We start from the raw sequence: 22,562 nt of genomic DNA, 5'->3' as shown, positions 1-22,562 counted from the left end.
ACCCCCTTTACTGGTTCAATACATCGTAATCATCCTCACTTGCACGTCTGACCAGACTTGTGACTCCGGTTTTCTCAAGGGCCCTGACCAAATAAAATGATCCTGCACCTGCAATGACAATCGATCCCAGTAATCTTGCAAAGATAAACAATGACAGATTCCAAAGGACTAAATCTCCCATATACCCTTTCATGTAATCCATGAAGATGGATCCCCATGCGGAACCGAACGCAGCAAAACAGATAATCGAAAGATCATAGCGTCTGTATTTCGTCAGGAAGAAAACCGATTCTGCCATTAACCCTTGAATGACTCCGAATAAAAGGACCTCGAGTCCCCATTCAGAGCCCATGAGAAACTCTCCTGAAGAAGCTGCGATTTCGGCTAAAAGGGCGACACCGGGTTTTCGGATGATCAAGAATGCTACGGTGGCCGCCATGAACCACATTCCATAGATGAGTTGATCTGCATGCAACCCGATCGGCTTCAACAGGTTATAAAATGGACCCCAAAGCTTATAAATGACCCCGAACATGATGGAAATGACCACCGTCACTAAAATATCGGTCAGTTTTAATTTAGACATGGTGTTCGCTCATTTCTTTTCCTGCATCCAGTGCATTCTGAAACGGCCATTTTTCCAGGGTGTAAGCCATCTCCCAAAACTGCCATTCATAGATGCTGCTCATAATGAAATTTTCTTTCATTCTTTCTTTATCGTGTAAGGTCATTGTTTCTGCCAATTCATCAAGCCTATTGATTTGTTCCTCCACTAACTCTTTAAACCATTCCCCGCCGTATGCCTTAATCCATTCCTGATACACCGGTTGTTCCGGCGTGCATGATTTCAAGCGTTCGCCGATCTCATAATAGAGCCAGTAACATGGGAGGATTGCCGCCAGGATATCAGCTAAGCCCCCATATCTTGCGGAACGATACATATGGGACGTATAAGCGTACGCCGTAGGAGCCGGTTTGAAATTCTTTTTTTCATCATCCGTGATCCCTAATCGTTTAGAGAAATTTTCATGAAGAGAAAGCTCTGCTTCATTGGTTCCTACAGCGTGGGATGCCATTCGTGATGTGGTATGTAAGTCCAATGCTTTTGCAGCACCAAGCGCCTGCACCTTCGAGAAATGTGAAAGATAATAGGCATCTTGCAAGAGGTAGTACTTGAACTTCTCGATGGGGAGAGTCCCATCCCCGATCCCTTTGACAAAAGGATGATCGAAACTTGCGCCCCAAATGTCGTTGACTTCGTTTCGTAACACTGTTGAAAATGTCATGATTTCCTGCTCCTTTTCCAGACGACCCGAAATGGGCAACAAAAAAAGCCACTTTCCATTATGCATACAGCATACAGAAAGTGGCTTGAGATCAGAATAATAGAATTATATTCTATGTGACCGTCAAACACCACTTCCCTACGCTGGTCTCAACCAGATCAGGTTCAAAGGGTCTTAAAGTCACACTTTAATCTCAGCCTTTTCGAAGGCACCCCTAGTGGATCGTCTTATGAAATTTTGTTTTCGATGCTATCGTATCATGATTCATTGACTTGTCAACATAAAAAAACAATACCATCATTCTTAATGGGATTCCATATGGCTGTCGAACTCAATGACAGCAAAAGGTGGAGCAGGTTAAATGTTATGATATATTTTTTTATTAAAAATTTCGTCAGTTCGTTTCTACATCCCGATCAAATCCAAATAAACATTCAATATCATGCAAAATTATAAAAAGAGGGACGGACCTTCAAAAAGGTCCGTCCCTCTTTTTATTTAAACCATCCTTTTTCTTTGGATTGTGTGATGGCTTCGATTCGGTTTTTCACTTCCAGCTTGTCGAGTATGGTGGAGATATAGTTCCTGACCGTACCTGTTTTAAGCTTTAGTTCATCGGCGATTTCCTTAGTGTTCTTTCCATCGGCAACGAGCTCGAGGACTTCTTTTTCACGGTCTGTGAGTGGATTTTCTTCGCTGTAGACATCATCCATCAGCTCCGGTGCATAGATACGCTTACCATCCATCACAAGCCGGATAGAGTTCGCAAGCTCCTCACTCGGACTGTCCTTCAACAAATACCCTTTCACGCCACCCTTTAATGCCCGCTGAAAGTAGCCTGATCTGGCAAAGGTGGTAAGGATGATCACCTTACAATCTTTCCCTTTTAATTCCTCTGCCGCTTCAAGTCCCGTCTTTTCAGGCATTTCAATATCCATGATACAAATATCCGGCTTCAGTTCATGAACGAGGGAAATGGCTTCTTCTCCATTGCCTGCTTTTCCAACCACTTCCATATCATCCTCCAGGCTCAGTAGAGACCCTAATGCGCCCAACAGCATTCGCTGATCTTCCGCAATCACAATCCGAATCATTCCATTCCCTCCCTGTCTGTCTGCTTGATTACTTTCGGAACCCGCATGATCAAGGTGGTACCATCCACCGAAACGATGTCAAGGCTTCCGTTGACAAATTCCAACCGCTCTCTCATCCCGATCAGACCACTGCCTTTGGACTGAGTATAGTCACTCCCGATCCCCACACCATCATCCTTCACCACAATGGTCATCTCTTTATCCGATTCCTCGATGATCAATTCACAGGTGGAAGCCTTGCTATGTTTCACCACATTGGTCACGGCCTCTTTCAAGCACATGCTTAAGATGTTTTCCAGAAAGAGTGATGTCTGAGGAAGGGTGGTGTCATCAGTCATCCGGAATTCAATTTCAGCAGCCTTCAACAGCTGCTTGATCCTGACGATTTCATCTTTCAATCGAATCCCCCTCATCTGGGAGACCATCGTCCTGACCTCACTTAATGCGGTTCTTGCCGTTTGCTGGACGTCCTGTAATTCACTTCTTGCCTGCTCCGGGTTCTTGTATACCAATTTTCTCGCGAGGTCACTTTTCAGTCCGATCAATGAAAGCTTTTGACCAAGTGTATCGTGCAGATCCCTGGCAATTCTCTGACGCTCTTCCTGTTTGACAAGGTCCGATATCCGCTTATTAGCATCTTCCAGTTGGTCTTCCAGCTGAACCTGTTTATTCCGATTATAAATATTGAACGGAAGCAGGATGACGCTGATCCAGATAATCAGGATGAAGGGAAACTGGGAAAGGAATAATTCGTCCTGCAGCACGAAATTATAATTGATCGATGCCGTCGTCAGGACAAGATGAATGATGTAAAGGGTCAAAAATGCAACCCGGTTCTTTATATTCCCGTTGTAGTATGCAATGTAAAAGGCGAAATAAATAAAATTAAACTGGATGGTCATGGTGATGGAAATCGCAATCAATATCGATGTCCATAAATAAACCGGCCAATCTTTCGAGATAAAAGCAAAACGTAAGGAAATAAAAAATGTAATGGTCAAGAAAATCCCCACCGCAATTTCAATCGTAGAAGAAGATTGAAAGATAAAGTAAAATGGCAGAATGCTGATAATACTCCATATGTAGGGGGAAATACCTGAACCTCTTTGAATATTGATTAATTTTTTCGGCATTTGCACGCTGAATACCTCTTTTGTTTTCAATGTTTTGAATATGTCCCCTATATTATGACATACATGACCCTGATTTTCATATGTTGCCTATGAGAATTTATTGATCTTCAGGGATGTCTGAGTACTAGTATTTTCGGTTTTGAATCCTTTTTTGCTTCTCCATGATCTCATAGGATTTGTGAATGATGTCTGTTAAGACGTCACCTTTATAGACCCTGCCAATTTTTGTGTTCTTCTGATAGTATTCTACAATTTCATCCAATTTCTCGTACGTTTCTTTATCTACCCTTACATTAAGTTGCATTCTTCCTTGATCTGACAAGGTTCGTCCCCCTATTCTATCAATGCGCTATTAACTGCTAGCACTTTGTTATCACAAGTATATCAGATGCTACATTATATAATACAGTTCAAATGTCATATTAATCATAGAATAACGAAACAGCCCGGGCAAATTTCGCCCAGGCTGTTTTTCCATGTTAGTTGTCTTCAATCGTGACTGATACAGGATCAATATCCATCTCAACCTCGAGGAATGAATAATCATCCTTGTTCCCGTCCCGGTACCCCCAGAAACCTTCTGTCTGATTTCCTTTCCTGAAGGTAAGCTGAAATCCTTCACCTCGTGAAAAGCTAAAGCTTTTTACTTCATCCTGACCAACATTATCAATCAGGCTGTAGCTTAAGTAGTTTGCAAGTGCAGGATGTGGAGTTAATACTCCCGTATGTGGCACTGCGTTATATTCATAGTATTCATAGTCTTTTGTCGACATTTTGTGTTTGCTGATTGAGAATTCTTTCGATTCAACATTGTATTGATCACCTGATGTGATCCACGATAAACGGATATCTTTATACGTATGAATAGATGGTGACAGATCTGACTGACTTAAATCGACTAGTGATACACCGCCTCTTCCTTTTACTTCAACCGTCTTGGATGCGTTATCCCAGATCAATGCAGTGTCCTCATCGATTCCATAAGATAACTCATTTTCTTTTCCATAGACTGCTGTCGTTGCAATCAGCCGGCCTAATCGTGCTTTTTTATCAAAGTGCTGGTCAACAATGCCATATGGGAAAAAGCCAAGACCCTTCTCAAGGTACCCGGGGCCGCCTTCTTGCTGGGACATACCATCATAGTTTTCCGTAAAACCCTTTGAAAGTGTGTCGTAGCTTCCACCGCCTGCAATCATCACATCACTCATGATGGCGGCTCCTGCACTTGTACCACCAAGGACCGCTCCATTTCGGTAAATTTCCCGCACACTGCTGAGCGCCTGTGATTTTGTTCCGTCTTCGTTCAATAAAGATTGTGTGATATTCGTTTGATCGCCTCCCACAAACCAGATCCCATCATACTCCAGGATCCGTTTTGCAAGACCAGGATCATTCTTATTGTCGATCCAATCTTCTTCATTTTCCTCTGTACCTTTAAAGTCATGATTGGATATAGGGAGGATATCGATGTTTTCCGCCGGTACACCATATGAGGTCAAATCCTCTTTAAAGGCATGTGAAGACTTTAAACTGGAGCTTGCTGCCGGGACGATCCCGATTTTCCCATTTTCACCGGCACGCTTAATGAATTCGTTATAAACCTCTTCATTGCTGCTGCCCAAAGCCCCACCGACGATCACCAAGCTTCCTTTTGTTTCAGGATCAAAAGAACTCTTGGGAACGTCGAGCGTAGATTTCTTAAAGTCTTGTTTCAGCCGATCTTTCTCACTAAAATTGACTTTCACAGGAGATACATCCATTTTCACATGAAGGATGGAGTAGGAATCCTTTTGACCATCCTGATAACCCCAGTAGCCATTCGTTTCATCCGTTTGTTTGAATGTAAGCTCAAAACCATTTCCTTTACTATCATATAGATAGCTGGATACTTCCTCTACCGCTTCGTTGTCTACCAACGAATATGAAAGATAGTGCGGCAATGTCCCATAAGACGATAAGATCCCGGTAGCCTGCAGAGGTTTAAAATTGTAATATTCATAGCCCTTTGTTTCAAGCTTATCTTCAGCCATGGTGAACTCTTTCGTTTTCACCTGTAGCTTATCACCCGGGGAGAGATAACTGATATCAAGATCACGAATCCCGTCTCCGGTTGTAGCGGAGCCTGAAACATCTACAATGGTCACATTGGTTCTGCCCAATACGGAAATAGTCTCTTCCTGATTGTTCACAACCATCGCCGTATCCTCATCGATTCCATAGGCTAATTCATCAGCTGTTTTGTAACGTAAGGCCGTGGCGGCTAACCTGCCAAGGCGTGATCGTTCATTGAAATGTTGATCGACAATGCCCCATTGAAAGAATCCCAGTCCCTTCTCAATATAAACTGGTGCATATTCCTCTTCCGGATTAGATACGTCCTCTGTTGTAAATTCCTGACGGAGGCCCCCTAAGCTGTCTCCACCCGTTATCATCACGTCACTCATGATGGCGGCTCCGGCGCTTGTCCCGCCAAGTACGGCACCTTTCCGGTAAATCCCCCATATTTCTTCCAGTGCTCTTGTCCTTTCCCCATTCTCTTTCATTAATGTATCGGTGATTTTCAGCTGGTCACCACCGACAAACCAAATACCTGTGAGTTTTTTTATCCTTTTGGTGATGTGATGATTTTCAGCGTTTTTCTTCCATTTACTTTCATCCTCTTCTGTCCCTTTGAAATCATGAGAAGAAAAAGGAAGGATTTCAATGGATTTTTCATCCACTCCATATGAAATCAAATCTTCTTTGAATTGAACGGAAGATTTCATAGAACCGGAAGCGGATGGAATGATTCCTATTTTAGCTTCCTTCTTTCCTCCGGATAATTCAATGAACGTTTCATACACATCCGAGTTACTGCTTCCTAATGCCCCTCCTGCAATCACAAGGTTCCCTTTAATGTTCTTTTCATTCTTTTTGGCCATGATTCCAGTAGTAGCCACACTGCCGATCACAGCCAAAACAGTCAATACAACGATTCCTTTCTTCACTTTCCCCCAATAACCAATCATCAACCATTCTCCCTTCCAATCATTCTTTCATAAAGGTAACATGCAAATTTCATGCCAACTCTGAAATATCCGAATTATCAGTCAAAAATGCAGGAATGGGTTCTAATTGGATCTTTCTGGTGACCAAGACTTTACCCAATAACAAAAAGCACCTTCCCCTTTCTTCAGAAATGAAGGGGATGATGCTTTCGATACACTTTACGCAATATGTTCTTCGCAGTAAGCAAGAAGGAGCCTCTCTTCGTCTTCTTCCAATTCAAAGTCCAGGAAGGACTCCGTGTTTCTTTCAATGATCGCAGATTGTACGAGCCTTGCTCCATTTTCGTCCCGGACAAAGATGGCTTTTATATAAATACCCTGTTCCGAATACAGTTCATCGTCTTCGGGTACTTCAACATCCAGCATCACTTCATAACGATCCCCGCTTAAAATCCCTGTTGGGTCTTTAAGTTCTTCCACATGATGATTGGTAATATTCATTTATCTATCTTCCTTTCACTATCAAACAAGTTTCTGCTTATCCTCCTATTATACACGTTCAGTCCCCCATTTAAAAATGTATTCCCTATCTATCCACTAAAGGATATAAATAGGCTTCTTTCCCAAACTCCGCTATAATAATGGTAGATCTACTGTTTAAGGAGAGATTTGAAGTGAACTCTAAAGAAATGCAGGAAAAAATCATCCAGAATTATCAGAAGGACGAACATATGATGATCCTTGTGTTTGCACAATGGTGTGTGAATCACGACCTCGATCCCGCTGAACTTTATCAAAGGGCCTATCCCCAACAGGGAGATAATCCCGCCCTGCAGCAAGGAATCGACTTGACCGTTTCAAAAGAAGAGTCCGAAGAAATTCCAGACACCACTATACTAGGTGTCCTATCCCTATTCGGGAACGATGACCTGGCTCATGTCGTGACGGAAGAAATCAGCAAACGTACGAAAGAAAAACGATAAATTCATATAGAGGGACGGACCTTTAACAAGGTCCGTCCCTCTGTTATTTTCACATAAAGTCAAAGTAATAACGAATGATGTGAAAGAAGATGGGCGATGTATAAGCGAGGCTGTCGACACGATTGAGGTAGCTTTCTTTTAGCGCAGCTACTCTTTCTTGATTGCCGATGAGAAGGTCGCGCTTCAATACGGATATTGTCAAGCTTCCAACAAAACCGCTGATGCTGATGATGAGCCCAGACAGAATGCCAAATCGAATGTCAAGGGGGGTTAAAAAAGGATACAAGAAATATGACACTCCGGTTGTAACCACCATCGCCGATAGAAACCCTTCCCATGTAATGTACGGATTTGAAGTAGGAACCACCTTCCTCTTTCCGATATACATGGAGACAACAAATTGAACGATATCGCTCACCTGGGTTAGCACGACCAGGAAAAGGACAAGATTAGCCCCATATTCAGGGCTTGCAATCTGGTAATATGCGAGGTGACTTAAACCAAACACCATCAGCATAATCCCCCATTGGGTTGAGCTTACGGAGCGCAGGAATCCGAGTGTCCCTTTTCCTAAAAGCCGGGGCAGGGGAAGCAGTAGAAATACGTAAACGGGAATAAACACTATGAACATGCCATACCATCCTATATAGATCCAGTAAAACTGAATCGGGATCGATACATAAGCCCATAAGAATATCCGCCTGTCGGCTTTCCGTGTCTTCATCATGGAGAAATACTCTTTGAGGGAATAGAAACATAGAACCATTAACGAAAACATGGATATAACAGGATTAAATAAAGTCGCCAAACAAAATACCACGAACATTCCCCACCATGTTTTCACTCTTAGAGATATCCCGGAGAAGTCTTTTCCCTTTTGATTTCTTTTGATTTGTAAAAACAAGACGTTGACAATGACCAATCCTGTAAAAATAATAAATAAAGTCCAAATGGCCGAATCCATTTTCATCCCCCTCCTCAAATGACCATATTCAAACGGTGCATTTATTGTATAATTAAGCATATGGGAAATTCTACTACTTTAAAAGAGGGAATGAGCTATGGAGAGTAAATATATTTTTATTTTACTGACAGATACAGGAACCCTGTTTACAAAGTCCATCAAAAAGTACACGAAAGCCCCATACAATCATGCGTCCATTTCCTTCGACCGTGAACTGACCGAGTTATACAGCTTTGGCCGGAAGCATCCTAACAACCCCATAAATGGCGGGTTTGTCAGAGAAGATATCTTTCATGGAACATACAGCAAATATCCACATACCACTTGCGTAATTTATCAATTGGAGGTAACGGATAGGGATATTGAAAAAATGAAGCGGGTATTAAACGTCTTTAAAAGGAGCCGCAAAAAATTCCTCTATAATATTCTTGGGGTGTTCGGTGTATCCATGAATGAGCCTGTCGAATTCAGCAACTCCTACTTTTGTTCCCAGTTCGTAGCAGAGATTCTTCAACGTTCCGGTATCAAACTGTGGGAAAAGCTGCCTGCTCTGATCACTCCGGAAGATTTCAGAAAGCACCCCCAATTCCACCTGGTCTATGAAGGAAAGTTGTTCGATTACGAGCCGGTCAAACAAAAAAGGGCAAAATAAAATCCCCCTCGGATTCGTTCGAGAGGGATCGTTCTTTTAGGACTCTTCCACAGTTTGAAGAAGGTTGAATAAAATATCATATATAAGCTCGTAAACCGTAAGCATGGTTTGGCTCTCATCAAAATCACCGTGGTCATTCAAATTGAAGTTCAAGTCCCACAGCCCATCTTCTCCATTAAACAATAGATCATAAGATGATTCACCTTTAAGAGACCCGTCTAAATAACTCTCTATCTGACCCCGATACTTCTTTTGCAGTTTTAACCCCAACATCACGTCATATGTACCAAATACGTCATCCACTTCCACGGAAACGGCATCCACCCCAATCAAAGCGAACCATTTGGATTCAAGGTAAATGAACTCATTTTTATGTTTTTTCAAATAAATGATGTGCTGATTGAGAAAGTCGTCAGTTTCTTCCTTAATCAGTTCCTCGGTTTCTTTCTCACAACGCTCGATATATGCATCCTGAAAGCGTGAACCCGCTTCCGGGGCGGCAACCTCGTCAGCATCCAATAAACCGTGATTCAACACATAGTCTCTCTCTTGTTTAAACAAGTGAACAGGAATGTCTGATCCTTTCATTTCATCAATATACTGCTGTATTCTTTTCTGTAACATTCAATTCCCTCCACATGGATTACTTCTATAATTCCTTTATGTACTACTCTAACTCCAAGTATACAGGACAATGATCACTTCCGTGAATATCCGAGTGAATTTCAGCTTTTTCTATAGAAGGCGATAATTGTTCGGAGACGATAAAGTAATCAATCCTCCAGCCGATATTTCGTTCACGTACTTTACTCATATAAGACCACCAACTGAAAGCGTCATCCTTTTCGGGGTATAGATAGCGAAAACTATCGACGAAGCCTTCCTTTAGCAACAGACCCATTTTCCCCCTTTCTTCATCGGTGAAACCTGAATTTCCACGGTTTGACTTATCATTTTTCAGATCAATTTCCGTATGCGCAACATTTAAGTCCCCGCATAGAATGACTGGTTTATGAAGATTCAAATCCGCGAGATAGTCTCTCAAGGCATCCTCCCATTCAAGACGTTCCTTGATCCTCGAAAGATCTCTTTTCGAGTTAGGCGTATAGACATTCACCAAGTAAAAAGAATCATATTCACATGTAATGATTCTCCCTTCAGGTTCCATATGATCCTGATTGAAACCATACGAGACTGTCAGAGGTTTCTTTTTAGTGAAAACGGCCGTGCCTGAATATCCCTTTCGTAATGCATAATTCCAATATTGGTGGTATCCCTTTAAATCCAAGGAGATTTGCCCTTCTTGAAGCTTGGTTTCCTGAAGACAGAAAATATCTGCATCTATACTGTGAAAATAGTCTAAAAACCCTTTTTTCACACACGCTCTAATTCCGTTTACATTCCATGATACTAATTTCATAGTAATCTATTTAACTCCTTTATTCATAACTTTCATCCCTTATTATCCTACCATAAAATCAATATATGATATTCATTATACTGATATAACATACCGTTTTATTCATTACTATTTTAATATAACTATGACCTTTCATTGAAATTTTCGCATAATAAAACCATGCTTCCGCATGGTTTTATTGTTTATACTGATTTATTTCAATGGATTAGAATGTTAAAGTGACATCTGCGTCCTTTGCGAATTCAAGGAATGTGACTGCTCCACCCACTTCGATTCCATCCACAAATGCTTCTTTATTCAAGCCCATTACATCCATCGTCATTTGGCAACCAATAAAGGAAACCCCCATCTCCTGTGCCATTTCCACTAATTCGGGAATGCCGGGTACATTGGCCTTGGCAAATCCCTCTTGGAAGTGTTCTTTTCCTTCGGGCATCGGCAGCTGTTTGTGACCTTCTTTATGGATAAGATTTAATCCTTCAAATGTAAAGAAAATGGCTACTTCCTGATCGGTGGCTGCCGCCGCAGTTGCAATATTAAATACTTTATACGCATCAAATAATCCACCGTTACTTGCGATGATCGCTACTTTTTTACTCATTTTCCATTCCTCCAGTTTTCATTTTTTTGTTGTGATCCAAGTGGTTTCAATAAAGAAGATTATTTCGTAGGACCTTCCCAAGACATCATTCCACCTGTCATATTAATGACCTTGAACCCCTGACTTTCAAGAAATTGTGAAGCTTGTCCACTTCTTCCTCCAGAACGGCATACCATGATATATTCTTTCGTCTTGTCTAACTCACCCATACGACTTTCAATCGAACCCAACGGAATATGTTTAGCAGCCGGAATCATTCCTGAAGCGACTTCTTCATCTTCACGAACGTCTATTATGTTTAAAGATTGATTGCCTTCAGTTACTAATTCTTCAACTTGTTTTGCGGTTAATTCTTTCATAGTGGTTCCTCCCAATTCTCTGATATGAATAACTGTATGTACACATAATATACCCGCATAGGTATTTTGTCAACCAAATAAAAACGTGATGACATAACAATCACCACGCATGGCTCTTTCCGCTATACACTACTTTTTTATAAACTCATTTATATCCTGAAAGATTTCTTCTCTAATCATATTCACCTTGGCAAAGTCCATGGCCCCTATATAAATGGATTCGAGTTGTTCACGAAGCTTCTTAGCTTCTTTTAGATATGAGATTGCTTCATTCATTTTATCCTTATAGGCTTTTGTCGTCCGTTCGATATCGCCAGCATATTTTTCATCTGTCCCCTCGGTAATGCATCTTTCATACATATCGATGATTTCATCTGATTCCCGATCAGGGAAATATTCATGTGGTGCGGTGCTATCAAATATAGCGATCCCTATTTCTCTGATGATCAACATATCAAGACTATTCGGGTCAAAACCGCAATGATACACTTCTACGTCAAATCCTTTCTCTTCTGCAGCAGAAGCAATTTTCTTTAACATCGTTGACTTTCCGGAACCTGCACGCCCTTTGATAAAGTAGCGCTTCCCGACATCCTCCGTTAAATTCTGAATGTAGTCAACTGCCCCATCAGGAGTAGCGGCACCCAAGAACCGATGTTTGACTGTGGAGGATTTAGGAAGGCTGTCTTCTTCAAAAAAGAGTGAAATCAACTCGTTTGTCAATTCATTGGCTTTTTCGAAGTCCATGTTCGCAATGTAGATGTCTTCAATGTCATCATGGGCACTCAGGGATGACGCAAAGGTATGATACGCTTTCCCGAAGAGTGAGGCAATGTGGTCATTTAAGGCAAGGATTTCTTCCTTGTGCCCGGTCAGTTCATTACGGTCCCATGCCACTCCTAAATTCACATACTCTTCGATCACACCGGGTGCTTTTGGTTCAATAATATGAGGAGCTGTCCCATCTACAATCCCCACACCGAATTCAGGGAGGAGAACACCGTCGATGGATTGATTATCGGAAGCACAATGCAAATAGTCTACGTTTAACCCATTTTCTTCAAACCGTTTTCCAATCGTTTTCATCAATGAGGATTTCCCTGTTCCAGGACCACCCTTTAAGATATATACCCGCTCTAATCCAGCGAGTACTGAATCATATAAACTGTAGAATCCTTTTGCCGTATTCCCTCCAGCATAATAATGACGAATCTTCCCTGTCATGAAATCACCCTTTCACATCATTTATTTAAACATATGATGCGGGATCTAAATAGGTGAATACCCACCCCTAAAGCGGAAGCGGCTTGAACAGAGGCGACCAGCATAAGATGAACATGCCGGAAAGGCGCCCTTTGCCTTTTTGGCATGTTCACCTTATGACCTCGAGCCTCTAGCCGCTGGAGCTGGATGAAGCTAAAGCGGAAGCGGCTTGGACATAAAAAAACACTTCCACGAATGGAAATGCTCTTTTATATGTTCATCGATGAATCAATCATCTCCGTTTAGGAAATCCCCGATTCCACCAAGTATACTTCCCTCACCCGTCGACCGGCCTCCACCTGGAGCGTTTGCATAGATCCGCTCCGCTAACCGGCTGAACGGAAGAGACTGTATCCATACCGTCCCCGGTCCACGCACAGTAGCAAAAAACAGACCCTCTCCACCAAGGAAAGCTGATTTGATTTTGCCGACATATTCAATGTTGTAGTCCACTTCTTTTGTCATGGCCACTAAACAACCCGTATCCACCCGCAGCACTTCCCCCGGCTGGAGCTCTCTTCTATAAATCGTTCCCCCTGCATGAAGAAAGGCTAAACCGTCCCCTTCAAGTTTCTGCATAATGAAACCTTCTCCCCCAAAGAAGCCGGTCCCCAATTTCTTTTGAAAATCGATTCCGACAGACACTCCCTTAGCCGCACAAAGAAAGGCATCCTTTTGACAAATCACTTTACCGCCTAATTCACTTAAATCGACTGGAATGATTTTTCCCGGATAGGGAGCCGCGAAAGAGACGTGCTTCTTGCCCATTCCTTCATTGGTGAAGACGGTCATGAATAAGCTTTCGCCCGTCAGTATTCGCTTACCCGCTCCCACAAGCTTGCCAAGAAAGCCTCCTGTACCGCTTCCTTTTGCTCCATCCCCAAAGATCGTTTCCATCCCGATACCATCTTCCATCATCATCATGCCACCAGCTTCAGCCACTGCACTTTCTCCCGGATCTAATTCTATATCGACAAACTGCATATCATCCCCGTGCAATTTGTATTCTATTTCATGTGAATTCATTCCCTTTTCCTCCTCTATTTACATGCATATTTACCTATTCTTCAAGAGGGAGGGATTTCCCTTCTCGATTTCCATTTTCATAATAGTTAGAAATCATGGAGAAAACCCCTTTGCGCTAATGATCGCAAAGGGGTTTCAAAGATGACTTTTACGGTCGGGGAATATTTTTACCGTAAAAGATTTCATCCATTTCCATTTTTAGTTTGTCTGTAATCTCGTCGACCTCATCCTCTTCCAGCCTGTCCTTTGTATAGCCGAATAAGTAATTGTTCAAATCAAATTCTTTCAATTTGCATTTTGTGTGGAAGATGTTCTGAGGATAGACGTTCACATCGATCATGTCATACTCATCCTTAATTTCTTCCGGAATGTAATTCTGAATGGAATTGATGTCATGGTCGATGAATAGTTTTCTTCCATTAATATCCCTTGTGAATCCTCTCACACGATAATCCATTGTCATGATATCGGTGTCGAAGGAGTGAATTAAATAATTCAATGCCTTCAGTGGAGAAATTTCCCCGCATGTAGAAACGTCGATATCTGCCCTGAATGTAGAGATGCCTTCATGTGGATGATATTCCGGGTAGGTATGGACCGTAATATGGCTCTTATCAAGATGCATCGTCACAGTAGAAGGCAATGGACCGGGTGATTCATCAAAATGCTCCGTCGGCACTTCGACGATCGGCCCTTCCGATACCAGGATGGTGACACTTGCCCCCTGGGGAACATAGTCCTGTTTCGATACGTTCAGTACATGTGCCCCGATGATATCCGAAACATGGGTGAGGATTTTCGTCAGTCTATCGGCGTTGTATTGCTCATCGATATATTCAATATAGGCCTCCCGTTCTTCACGGGTTTTTGTATAACAGATATCATACATATTAAAACTCAACGACTTCGTTAAGTTATTGAATTCATGCAGTTGAATCCGTTCTTCATGAGATAATTTCATATCTATTTTCCCCCTTTATGTAAATGGTGAACCTGCCCTATTTAATTATCTTACCCAGAGCCATCCAAACTAAAACAGGCAGACCTGATTGAAAATGGTGTAGAATGGGTACTGAGCAAAGAGAGTAGCCTTTCTCTTTTTACTTCTATATTATTTTGGATACAATGGAAGGTAGAATGGAGTGTTAGCATTTGAGACGATTAATTATACTTATCATGATTATTGTGGTTGCCTATATATCAAAACCCGCCTGGGAAGAGAAAGTGGAAGCGTCAGGTTTCGACACTGTCCTCTCCAAAATCGAAGAAATGAAGAACAACCATAAGGTTCAGGATGCCTTTGATCAACTCTCCCAGGAAGTGAACCTGCTCCTGGTAAAACTGGACGAGTCGTTCCGTGACCTCGAGAGCACCTCTGATACGAAGAAAGAAGACCCTGTGGAGAAGCCTGCTTTAACAGTCCCTAGCGATCAAACGTTTTCTATCTATAATATTGAACTCGGGGATTCCAAAGAAAGTGTCGAAGAAGAAGTCGGCAAAGCCAAGAGAGAGTCCAGCAATGAATACGGGACTTCATGGTATGCCTACCATGAAAATTATCGGAACTTCTTCATGGTCTCCTATGATCAAAACCAACAGGTAAATGGACTGTTCACGAATCAAGATCTTCTCTCCTCTGATTCAGGGATCAAGATGGGCGTTTCCAAAGAGGTGGTACAGAATGAACTTGGTGAACCACTGACCAATATCCGGAAAGGACTGACATTATATCAGTTGCAAAATAACGGGGAACAGGATGTGTACCAGATCGATGGGAGCTATGTGACGATCTTTTATGATAAGCATGAAAATGATACCGTCACCGCCATCCAGATCATCGACGGGAACTTGGAAACGAATAAGAAAAACTTCTATACCAAGGGAAGCTCTGAATTGAAAGAAGGGTTTGAATTCCAACTGTTCGACCTTACGAATGCCACCCGTGTAGAGAAAGGACTGAATGTCCTTTCATGGGACAGTTTGGTGAGGGATACAGCACGTAAACATAGTCTGGATATGGCGGAACAGGATTATTTCAGTCACACGAACCTTGAAGGTCAGTCACCATTTGATCGCATGGAAGAAGATCAGGTAGCCTTTCGCACTGCTGGGGAAAACCTGGCCTACGGTCAGTTAAGTTCGATTTTCGCCCACGAAGGACTGATGAATTCCAAAGGTCATAGAGAAAATATCCTCCAGCCACACTACGAACATTTAGGTATAGGGGTAGCCTTTAACGAAAAGTCCCAGCCTTATTATACAGAGAATTTTTATAGTAACTGACATTATTTCGAGCGCCTTGTCGCCCCTGGCCGCTGGAATTTCATGAAAACCAATAAAAACACAAGCGGGTGCTTTCTCCCGCTTGTGTTTTTTGGTTTATTAAAAGTGCACTGTAAAGATCATGACTTGGATGGAGGAATCTCACATCCGTTTTCATCACATGCCATTCCATCCGTTCCAAGGGGCTGAAGAGCTGAAGGTTCATTTTCCTCTTCCCACACCTTTTGTATGGAATTCAAAAACGCATCACTTGGTTGAGCACCTGAAATCGCATACTTGCGATTGATAACAAAGAACGGCACACCTTGGACACCGATTTGCCTCGCTTCTTCCTCATCCCGGCGAACCTCTTCTGAGAAATCACTGCCTTCAAGGACGGAAACCGTCTCCGCTTCATCCAGTCCAGCCTGTTTTGCTAATTCCACGAGCGTTTCTTTGTCACCAATATGTTTAGAAAGAGTAAAGTGTGCATACAACAGGATTTCAGTCATCTCTGCTTCTTTCCCTGCTGTTTTCGCATATTTAGTCAGGCGGTGGGCATCAAACGTATTAGTCGGTATGCTTGAGTCAAACCGGAAATCAAGACCGACAGAGGCTGCTTGCCTGCTCATGCCATCGGTCATGTTTTTAGCTTCCTCAAGAGATGTTCCGTACTTTTTGGAAAGGAGTTCTTGAATACTATATTCTGTGTTGACCGGAGCGCCGGGATCGAGTTCAAAACTTTTGTATTCAATCTCAACAGTATCCCTCTGAGGGAAATGCTCCAATGCCTTCTCTAAATGACGTTTTCCTATATAGCAGAATGGACATACATAATCTGACCATACTTCAATTTTCAATCTTACCACCTCATTCATCGTTTTCAGTTCGTACTAGATCGTATCACATAACCTTTCATCTTACATAAGATTTGCTCACGATTCACTAATATCGCGGTTTCCCCTTCGTTCTTCTTTTAACCCTCACGGCATGACAGCGATCACAGATAGGAAAACCGAAGTTCGGAGGAAGTTTTTTTCCGCATTGCCTGCACGACTGTGTTAAACTTGTGACTTCTGTCCGCAGGCTTTCGTGAACACCATCGGCAATTTCACTCCTGATCCGTTCCCAATAGTAAGCTTCCGTCTGTCTGCCCAATCGGTATAAAAATAATAGATGAAGCCCGACAGCTTTATATGAAACTTCTTTTTGCTCTAGGTTCGTACTCTTCAACTGTGGTTCAGGCAGTTCTTCACCCTCTACAATCGCTTGCATGCACTGGAGCCACTGCTCCGTTAACTGTGTTTCCTTCTTGGAGAAAGGAAGATGGAGAAAGCCGTATAGGTCATTTAATGAAAGTTTAGCCTCGATTTCAGTTCCCCGGATTAATTCATATAGTTCCCTTTCTTCAAAAAGGGTCGCTTTTTCCGTGCCGAATGGACTTTTGAACTTGTCCCATAGGAAGAAGAACGTGTCCATATCATGGTAATGTCTTTGAAAACGTTCAAACACACCACTCGTTGGGGCGATGGCAAACGTTTCGAGGGCTTGGTCAGGCTTTTCGAGGAGCTGCTTCATCACCTTAATATCCTTTGAGAAAGCTACTTTCCCCCCATTGTAAATTCCTTTTCTTCCTGCGCGGCCGGCAATTTGCTTAACTTCCTGTGAAGTCAGCCTTCTCCTCCTCGTTCCATCAAATTTATCCGTTTCCAGGAAGACGATTCTGCGTATCGGCAGGTTCAGTCCCATCCCGATTGCATCGGTCGCAACAATCATATTCGTTTTCCCTTTAATGAACTGCATCATCTGCCTCTTCCTTGTTTCAGGAGGCATACTTCCGTAGATCATGCTGACTTTATGTCCATTATTTTGTAATCTTGAAGCGGTATCCAACACTTTCTTCCTTGAAAAACAAACAACTGCGTCCCCTTTTTTAGCATGTCTCAATTGAAATTCTTTTGATTCGATCTCAAGGGGGATGTCTCTTTTGTAATGATGAATCTCGACGTTGCCTTCCCCGACCAATCCCATCAATAGATCCCGGACGTTTTCACTCCCGATGATATGGACCTCTTTGGCTCTCGCCTTTGTAATGGCACGATACCAGGAGAATCCTCTATCTTGATCGGCAAGCATTTGGGCCTCATCGATCACGATCACTTCATATTCATCTTTTTCACGAAACATTTCAACTGTTGATGAAACATGGTGTGCAGAAGGAACTTCTTTCTCTTCTTCGCCTGTTTTCAGATTACAAGGGACGCCGTCTGCATTCAATGTATCGAATACTTCCAGAGCGAGTAAACGGAGGGGGGCCAAATACATACCGCTTCTGGCTTCTTTCATCCGGCTGATTGCATGATGCGTTTTCCCTGTGTTGGTTTCACCGATATGAAGGATATAATGGATATCACCTCTGAACGAAGGGCTATATTCCCGTCCGAAGATTTCTTCCAGTATTCGTGCCTCTTCCTCTTGCTTCCGTTTTAATTCAGCGAGTTCAGCTGCTTTTCTTTCCTCGCGCTTCTTGAGATCTTTTTCATATAATGAAAGGTGAACATCTGTATCAAAAGGAATTTCTGTCAGTCTGTATAAATCATCCATATACTCCTCTTGAATCATGCTGAAAAAGTTGGATTTCAGCGTCAGAAGAAAATGGTGACTGAGTCTGCTCAGTCTTTCTTCTGTAAGTTCCTGGCCGTACACCGCCTCATATCCCTTCCTCAATTCTTCCGGCATATGCTCGGATAAGGACCGATAGACCACCTGCTCTGTGTGATAAAAGACAAAGCGTTCATAAGGATAGAAATAGGTTTCGTATTCCCACACATGACCATCCCAATGCTCACTCTTTTTGTGAATCGAACCCGTGAATTCTGTAAGAAAATCGGAAACGGTGACAAAGGAGTCCTTCGTATAGCGTCCCTCTTCTTCTAATTTCACTTCCAACATATACGGTTCAACCGATCGGAATTTGGTTTTGGTCCGGATATCGCTCATCCATTTATTAGCGAATAAGAATCGTAATTCCACATACCAATGAGTCTCTAGCTTGTCCATTTGTTGGCTGATGAAAGAAAGAATCTTTTTTTGACTGTCTTTTTGAAGTACCGCTATCTTTTTTTCTTCTTGATTCTTCACAAATGTTTTGCGGATTTCATGATGTCTTTTAGTCCAATCTTCTTCGGATATAGGATGATCCTGTATCCAGTTTAAGATATGGAAAGGTTGATACTCTCTGATTTCATTCCGGAACAATTTGTTGATCAATTTTTTATCCGTACCTTCAATATCGTACCCTTTCTCTCTGAGAAATGCTTTTTTATGACTCCGCAAGACATCATTCGTTACTTTATTTAGCCAGATATTCAGCCATATTTGATGAAAGAAAGCACTCCTTTCCTTTAAATAATCCTGAAATGAAGGACATTTTTCGTGTTTCTCCAGGAAAAGTGTCATATCTTCCTCGATTTTACGTTTCGTTTCCTCTATTGCTTCTTCTCGAAGTATGTGAAGCTTTTGCATGATAAGACCCCTTTATATCGTGATACAGATTCCACTACTATTTACTTTATAGTGTATGTATTTCTTCTCTATCTAACAATTCACTTGCTCAAATAAGTCATTATATCACATATGCAAATCATCTATCATTACTATTTAGGAGCCTGCGTGAAGATTAACGAGTATCAGGTTTTACTTCTTTCAATGGCTTCTCCCACGGCAACCGTTAGTTCCCTGGTAAGTTCGGCAACCATTTTATCGAATGCATGTTGCAGCATCTTTGCCACCGGGCTGGTGGATACAATGGATAGGCTTCCAGTCATGCTTGTGACAAAGGTGTCTACTTCATCCGCTTTGAAAAATCCTGAACCCGTGAACCTTTGATTTATACCCTTTAACGTGAACTTCACTACAGATGGTTCCTTCCAATCTGTAATTCTCACATTCACATGGATCTTTTTTGTCACCATCCCATAATGAACGGTGAATTTCCACGTTGATTGATTATTGGAATAAATAGTATGCTCCTTGTATCCGGGTACAAGTGGCGCCCAAGTATTCATATCACGAATAAAAGTCCATACATCCGATCGCGATGCATGGACTTTGACTTGATGTATTCCATTCCCCATAAGTCATCTCCCCCTTTTTAGAATGAGATCATTTCCTCATTCAACTCATTTCTCCCGTATAAGTTGCCGGGACTTTGATGAATAGTATGAATGGGAATGGATCATTATGACAGGTGAACCTAATAAATAGAGAGGCACCGACAAATCGGAGCCTCTCTCATTGTTATTTGATGATATTCTGGACAATGCGGGGCACTTCTTTCAGTGCCTTCACTTCATAATCCGGGACAACCTTTTGTGGTGTTTGCCCCCGTCGATTAATCCATATCGTTTTGATACCGATCCTTGAAGCCCCCAGGATATCCGTGTTTAAGTTATCTCCAACCATAATCACTTCATCCTTATGAAGCTTCAGCCTCTCTAGTGCATGATGGAACATGGCAGGATCCGGTTTTCCTTTACCGACATCCCCGGAGATGATGATTTCTTTGAAATAAGGGAGGAGTTCAGGAGTTTTATCGAGCTTTGTATTTTGTAAATGAGGGGAACCATTCGTTAATAATAACAGTTGGTAGTTTTCCTTCATTTCATTTAAAACCAGGAACGTATCTTCATATACATATGGTCTTTGTTTTCGTTCTTGTCGAAATTTCTCGGATAATTCTTCACCAAAAACGGAATCCGTGATACCCATAGAATTCAATCCCCTGGTCCATGATTCTTTGCGGTAGGAAGGGACGGTTTCTTTCATCTTCAGGAAATTCTCATCATGTTCATCGAGGAAGTCCCCCCAAAGGCCTTCAAAAGGGTTAATTCCAATATTCTGCGTGAACTCATATGTATCATATGTTGCATACAGCTCCTTGGCTGCTTCCCTGACGCTTGACTCCAGAGCTTCTGGATCGGTCCCCGCCTTCTGGTGTGCATAGTGGCACGTTGCTTTGAAGGCTTCTTCAATGCTTTTCGAATCCCATAGTAAAGTGTCATCTAAATCAAACAGGATGGCTTTGATCACTCTCATCTCTCCCTTAACGTATTCAACTTATCATTTAGATTACTAGCTATAAGTGAAATAGTAAACCAGAAGGTTTAAATAATTTATGCGTTATTTTCAACAATATTAGGGAATATAACTAAAAACATAGTAAAACGAGGTGAAATCAATATGTGGATCGTTTATGCAAGCATTGCCTTATTTGTCATTTCCCTGATTATGCTGGGTGTGGCATTGATGAGGACCCTCAAGACCACACGTCCCATTGTGAATGAAATGAATCAAAGGGTAGCCACTATTCAATCGAGGATGGAAAAAATCTCTTCAGAATCCACTCAGCTACAGGAAACCCAGGGAGAGATTCAACATGATATCGAATATAAAAAGTCCACTTTTACAGATACCATCCAAGAGGTAAAACGTACGCCTGAAGTATTAAAAGAATTTGTAAAGAGTATGAAAAGATAGTGTTCTGTCACCTTGCTTGATGCAGGGTGATTTTTATTCCATATAAAGTTTACATAATATTATTATGATTGATATCGTTCCTTTCTTCCCCCCACGTATTCATGATACAATCGACTACATTAGTTATGAGGAGGAAAAGCTGTGAAAAAATGGGCATTTGTTTCAGACTTCGATGGAACCATTTCAAAAAAAGATTTCTACCATCTCGTCATGGAGAAATATTTTCATGAAGGAGATGCCTTATTTACCAAATGGAAGGCTGGTGAAATGAAGGACATCCACTTTTTGTCTACCGTCTTTTCATCGATTCATCAAGACGAAACTCAAATCATTGAGGATATCCATTCATTAGAAATCGATGAACATGTCACTGCCTTCATCCGTAAAGTCCAGGCTCTAGGAGGGGATTTCTATATCCTCAGTGCGGGAACGGATTATTATATCCACCATATTCTTCAAAAATACGGAATCACGGATGTGAAGGTATTCTCAAATGAAGGCTATTACAAGGAAAAGAATGTACATATGAAGATCGATCCGGATCATCCCCATTACTCAGAGCGTTATGGGATTGACAAGTCCAAAGTGATTGCTGAGCTTAAAGAAGAGTATGAGATGATTTACTTTGCCGGTGATAGCGAGCCGGACAGCCACCCGGCTGAGGTGGCGGATGTCACCTTTGCCATGGAAGCACTGCAGGGGATCCTTGAGCAACGCGGGACCCCATTTATTAGAGTGAATGATTTCTATGACATAGACCGTCATTTAACAGATAGAGGAGTATTAAAGTAAACCACTTTGCACTTTTATTTCATGCATGATACACTTAATCTGCCTCTCCCGGACATTCGCTTGTTGCGGGACACTTAACCATGTACGGACGGGAGGGGCCTCGATATACTAAAACAAAGACTGAGTCCATCATTTTTGGATTCAGTCTTTTTAGGTTGAATGGCCTTCTTATCATGGTGATGCCGGCATTTAACGCAATAAA

The 22,562-nt window shown here is 42.0% G+C and carries 24 protein-coding genes and 1 riboswitch; of the genes, 5 read left to right on the top strand and 19 right to left on the bottom strand.

The genetic code is table 11. From position 1 onward, the window contains the following. Positions 1-7 precede the first annotated feature (7 nt). From BVI01S_RS03210 to BVI01S_RS03180, 7 genes are all read right to left on the bottom strand, one after another. Positions 8-586 (bottom strand): ECF transporter S component, encoded by a 579-nt coding sequence (locus tag BVI01S_RS03210; protein ID WP_034759152.1) that lies wholly within the window; start codon positions 584-586, stop codon positions 8-10. Then, entirely contained in the window at positions 579-1,286 is a 708-nt protein-coding gene (gene tenA, locus BVI01S_RS03205; protein ID WP_061809309.1) for a thiaminase II, read from the bottom strand. Before tenA ends, BVI01S_RS03210 begins: the two co-directional genes overlap by 8 nt. A 118-nt stretch (positions 1,287-1,404) precedes the next feature. After that, positions 1,405-1,512: riboswitch (TPP riboswitch) on the bottom strand. 268 nt (positions 1,513-1,780) lie between these two features. Beyond that, positions 1,781-2,380 (bottom strand): response regulator transcription factor, encoded by a 600-nt coding sequence (locus BVI01S_RS03200; protein ID WP_061809213.1) that lies wholly within the window; start codon positions 2,378-2,380, stop codon positions 1,781-1,783. Next, a complete protein-coding gene (locus BVI01S_RS03195; RefSeq protein ID WP_034760685.1) occupies positions 2,377-3,513 on the bottom strand; it encodes a sensor histidine kinase in 1,137 nt (378 codons plus the stop codon). Before BVI01S_RS03195 ends, BVI01S_RS03200 begins: the two co-directional genes overlap by 4 nt. 124 nt (positions 3,514-3,637) lie before the next feature. Next, positions 3,638-3,835 (bottom strand): hypothetical protein, encoded by a 198-nt coding sequence (locus BVI01S_RS03190; protein WP_034759142.1) that lies wholly within the window; start codon positions 3,833-3,835, stop codon positions 3,638-3,640. A 157-nt stretch (positions 3,836-3,992) separates the two neighbouring features. Continuing rightward, the gene (locus BVI01S_RS03185) at positions 3,993-6,521 is read right to left on the bottom strand and encodes a cyanophycinase (RefSeq protein WP_082804651.1); all 2,529 of its coding nucleotides are present in this window, start codon (positions 6,519-6,521) and stop codon (positions 3,993-3,995) included. Between the two features lie 198 nt (positions 6,522-6,719). Further along, positions 6,720-7,001 carry a DUF6509 family protein gene (locus tag BVI01S_RS03180; protein WP_034759138.1) on the bottom strand — a complete coding sequence of 94 codons (282 nt, stop codon included), beginning with the start codon at positions 6,999-7,001 and terminating at the stop codon, positions 6,720-6,722. A 173-nt stretch (positions 7,002-7,174) separates the two neighbouring features. Between BVI01S_RS03180 and yxiS the strand changes: the two genes are divergently transcribed. After that, positions 7,175-7,483 carry a protein YxiS gene (gene yxiS / locus BVI01S_RS03175; RefSeq protein ID WP_094075183.1) on the top strand — a complete coding sequence of 103 codons (309 nt, stop codon included), beginning with the start codon at positions 7,175-7,177 and terminating at the stop codon, positions 7,481-7,483. Positions 7,484-7,532: 49 nt separating this feature from the next. Here the strand turns inward: yxiS and BVI01S_RS03170 are convergent, their stop codons facing one another. Then, positions 7,533-8,447 (bottom strand): phosphatidate cytidylyltransferase, encoded by a 915-nt coding sequence (locus tag BVI01S_RS03170; protein ID WP_034759132.1) that lies wholly within the window; start codon positions 8,445-8,447, stop codon positions 7,533-7,535. Positions 8,448-8,544: 97 nt separating this feature from the next. On the opposite strand from BVI01S_RS03170, the gene BVI01S_RS03165 reads away from it, so the two are divergent. Next, a complete protein-coding gene (locus BVI01S_RS03165; RefSeq protein WP_061809212.1) occupies positions 8,545-9,099 on the top strand; it encodes a hypothetical protein in 555 nt (184 codons plus the stop codon). Between the two features lie 36 nt (positions 9,100-9,135). On the opposite strand, the gene BVI01S_RS03160 is transcribed toward BVI01S_RS03165, so the two are convergent. From BVI01S_RS03160 to speD, 7 genes are all read right to left on the bottom strand, one after another. Then, positions 9,136-9,723 carry a hypothetical protein gene (locus tag BVI01S_RS03160; protein ID WP_061809211.1) on the bottom strand — a complete coding sequence of 196 codons (588 nt, stop codon included), beginning with the start codon at positions 9,721-9,723 and terminating at the stop codon, positions 9,136-9,138. 43 nt (positions 9,724-9,766) lie between these two features. Then, complete coding sequence (locus tag BVI01S_RS03155; protein ID WP_061809210.1) at positions 9,767-10,519, bottom strand: exodeoxyribonuclease III; 753 nt, start codon at positions 10,517-10,519, stop codon at positions 9,767-9,769. 205 nt (positions 10,520-10,724) lie between these two features. Next, positions 10,725-11,120, bottom strand: a complete 396-nt coding sequence (locus BVI01S_RS03150) for a DsrE/DsrF/DrsH-like family protein (protein ID WP_034759120.1) — start codon at positions 11,118-11,120, stop codon at positions 10,725-10,727. Positions 11,121-11,179: 59 nt separating this feature from the next. Further along, positions 11,180-11,479 carry a rhodanese-like domain-containing protein gene (locus tag BVI01S_RS03145; protein ID WP_061809209.1) on the bottom strand — a complete coding sequence of 100 codons (300 nt, stop codon included), beginning with the start codon at positions 11,477-11,479 and terminating at the stop codon, positions 11,180-11,182. A 129-nt stretch (positions 11,480-11,608) separates the two neighbouring features. Beyond that, complete coding sequence (locus tag BVI01S_RS03140; RefSeq protein ID WP_061809208.1) at positions 11,609-12,703, bottom strand: PRK06851 family protein; 1,095 nt, start codon at positions 12,701-12,703, stop codon at positions 11,609-11,611. A gap of 267 nt (positions 12,704-12,970) precedes the next feature. Then, positions 12,971-13,768 (bottom strand): TIGR00266 family protein, encoded by a 798-nt coding sequence (locus BVI01S_RS03135; RefSeq protein WP_061809207.1) that lies wholly within the window; start codon positions 13,766-13,768, stop codon positions 12,971-12,973. A gap of 148 nt (positions 13,769-13,916) precedes the next feature. Beyond that, positions 13,917-14,729 carry an adenosylmethionine decarboxylase gene (speD, locus tag BVI01S_RS03130; RefSeq protein ID WP_034759109.1) on the bottom strand — a complete coding sequence of 271 codons (813 nt, stop codon included), beginning with the start codon at positions 14,727-14,729 and terminating at the stop codon, positions 13,917-13,919. Positions 14,730-14,920: 191 nt separating this feature from the next. Between speD and BVI01S_RS03125 the strand changes: the two genes are divergently transcribed. Further along, positions 14,921-16,051 carry a CAP domain-containing protein gene (locus BVI01S_RS03125; RefSeq protein WP_244886851.1) on the top strand — a complete coding sequence of 377 codons (1,131 nt, stop codon included), beginning with the start codon at positions 14,921-14,923 and terminating at the stop codon, positions 16,049-16,051. A 119-nt stretch (positions 16,052-16,170) separates the two neighbouring features. On the opposite strand, the gene BVI01S_RS03120 is transcribed toward BVI01S_RS03125, so the two are convergent. The 4 genes from BVI01S_RS03120 to BVI01S_RS03105 all read right to left on the bottom strand — a co-directional run bounded on the left by BVI01S_RS03120 (position 16,171) and on the right by BVI01S_RS03105 (position 21,121). After that, complete coding sequence (locus BVI01S_RS03120) at positions 16,171-16,890, bottom strand: DsbA family oxidoreductase (protein ID WP_061809205.1); 720 nt, start codon at positions 16,888-16,890, stop codon at positions 16,171-16,173. 85 nt (positions 16,891-16,975) lie between these two features. Further along, positions 16,976-19,555 carry a helicase-related protein gene (locus BVI01S_RS03115; protein ID WP_034759100.1) on the bottom strand — a complete coding sequence of 860 codons (2,580 nt, stop codon included), beginning with the start codon at positions 19,553-19,555 and terminating at the stop codon, positions 16,976-16,978. A 164-nt stretch (positions 19,556-19,719) separates the two neighbouring features. Then, positions 19,720-20,166 (bottom strand): SRPBCC family protein, encoded by a 447-nt coding sequence (locus BVI01S_RS03110; protein ID WP_061809204.1) that lies wholly within the window; start codon positions 20,164-20,166, stop codon positions 19,720-19,722. A 163-nt stretch (positions 20,167-20,329) separates the two neighbouring features. Beyond that, complete coding sequence (locus BVI01S_RS03105) at positions 20,330-21,121, bottom strand: HAD family hydrolase (protein WP_061809203.1); 792 nt, start codon at positions 21,119-21,121, stop codon at positions 20,330-20,332. 150 nt (positions 21,122-21,271) lie between these two features. On the opposite strand from BVI01S_RS03105, the gene BVI01S_RS03100 reads away from it, so the two are divergent. Beyond that, a complete protein-coding gene (locus BVI01S_RS03100) occupies positions 21,272-21,568 on the top strand; it encodes a DUF948 domain-containing protein (protein ID WP_061809202.1) in 297 nt (98 codons plus the stop codon). A 141-nt stretch (positions 21,569-21,709) separates the two neighbouring features. Beyond that, on the top strand, positions 21,710-22,360 hold the full coding sequence (locus BVI01S_RS03095; protein WP_061809201.1) for an MtnX-like HAD-IB family phosphatase: 651 nt from the start codon (positions 21,710-21,712) through the stop codon (positions 22,358-22,360). Positions 22,361-22,562: the final 202 nt, after the last annotated feature.

Source organism: Rossellomorea vietnamensis NBRC 101237 (assembly GCF_001591825.1).
In the GTDB taxonomy this organism is placed as follows: Bacteria; Bacillota; Bacilli; order Bacillales; family Bacillaceae_B; genus Rossellomorea; species Rossellomorea vietnamensis.
The sequence above is the reverse complement of the archived record's forward strand: the minus strand, read 5'-3'. Positions and strand labels throughout refer to the sequence as shown.

Bases quoted from the DNA above. Each gene is read 5' to 3' on its own strand.
- BVI01S_RS03210 (WP_034759152.1), bottom strand. From the start codon at position 586: ATGTCTAAATTAAAACTGACCGATATTTTAGTGACGGTGGTCATTTCC.
- tenA (WP_061809309.1), bottom strand. From the start codon at position 1,286: ATGACATTTTCAACAGTGTTACGAAACGAAGTCAACGACATTTGGGGC.
- BVI01S_RS03200 (WP_061809213.1), bottom strand. From the start codon at position 2,380: ATGATTCGGATTGTGATTGCGGAAGATCAGCGAATGCTGTTGGGCGCA.
- BVI01S_RS03195 (WP_034760685.1), bottom strand. From the start codon at position 3,513: ATGCCGAAAAAATTAATCAATATTCAAAGAGGTTCAGGTATTTCCCCC.
- BVI01S_RS03185 (WP_082804651.1), bottom strand. From the start codon at position 6,521: ATGATTGGTTATTGGGGGAAAGTGAAGAAAGGAATCGTTGTATTGACT.
- BVI01S_RS03180 (WP_034759138.1), bottom strand. From the start codon at position 7,001: ATGAATATTACCAATCATCATGTGGAAGAACTTAAAGACCCAACAGGG.
- BVI01S_RS03170 (WP_034759132.1), bottom strand. From the start codon at position 8,447: ATGGATTCGGCCATTTGGACTTTATTTATTATTTTTACAGGATTGGTC.
- BVI01S_RS03165 (WP_061809212.1), top strand. From the start codon at position 8,545: ATGGAGAGTAAATATATTTTTATTTTACTGACAGATACAGGAACCCTG.
- BVI01S_RS03160 (WP_061809211.1), bottom strand. From the start codon at position 9,723: ATGTTACAGAAAAGAATACAGCAGTATATTGATGAAATGAAAGGATCA.
- BVI01S_RS03155 (WP_061809210.1), bottom strand. From the start codon at position 10,519: ATGAAATTAGTATCATGGAATGTAAACGGAATTAGAGCGTGTGTGAAA.
- BVI01S_RS03150 (WP_034759120.1), bottom strand. From the start codon at position 11,120: ATGAGTAAAAAAGTAGCGATCATCGCAAGTAACGGTGGATTATTTGAT.
- BVI01S_RS03145 (WP_061809209.1), bottom strand. From the start codon at position 11,479: ATGAAAGAATTAACCGCAAAACAAGTTGAAGAATTAGTAACTGAAGGC.
- BVI01S_RS03140 (WP_061809208.1), bottom strand. From the start codon at position 12,703: ATGACAGGGAAGATTCGTCATTATTATGCTGGAGGGAATACGGCAAAA.
- BVI01S_RS03135 (WP_061809207.1), bottom strand. From the start codon at position 13,768: ATGAATTCACATGAAATAGAATACAAATTGCACGGGGATGATATGCAG.
- speD (WP_034759109.1), bottom strand. From the start codon at position 14,729: ATGAAATTATCTCATGAAGAACGGATTCAACTGCATGAATTCAATAAC.
- BVI01S_RS03115 (WP_034759100.1), bottom strand. From the start codon at position 19,555: ATGCAAAAGCTTCACATACTTCGAGAAGAAGCAATAGAGGAAACGAAA.
- BVI01S_RS03110 (WP_061809204.1), bottom strand. From the start codon at position 20,166: ATGGGGAATGGAATACATCAAGTCAAAGTCCATGCATCGCGATCGGAT.
- BVI01S_RS03100 (WP_061809202.1), top strand. From the start codon at position 21,272: ATGTGGATCGTTTATGCAAGCATTGCCTTATTTGTCATTTCCCTGATT.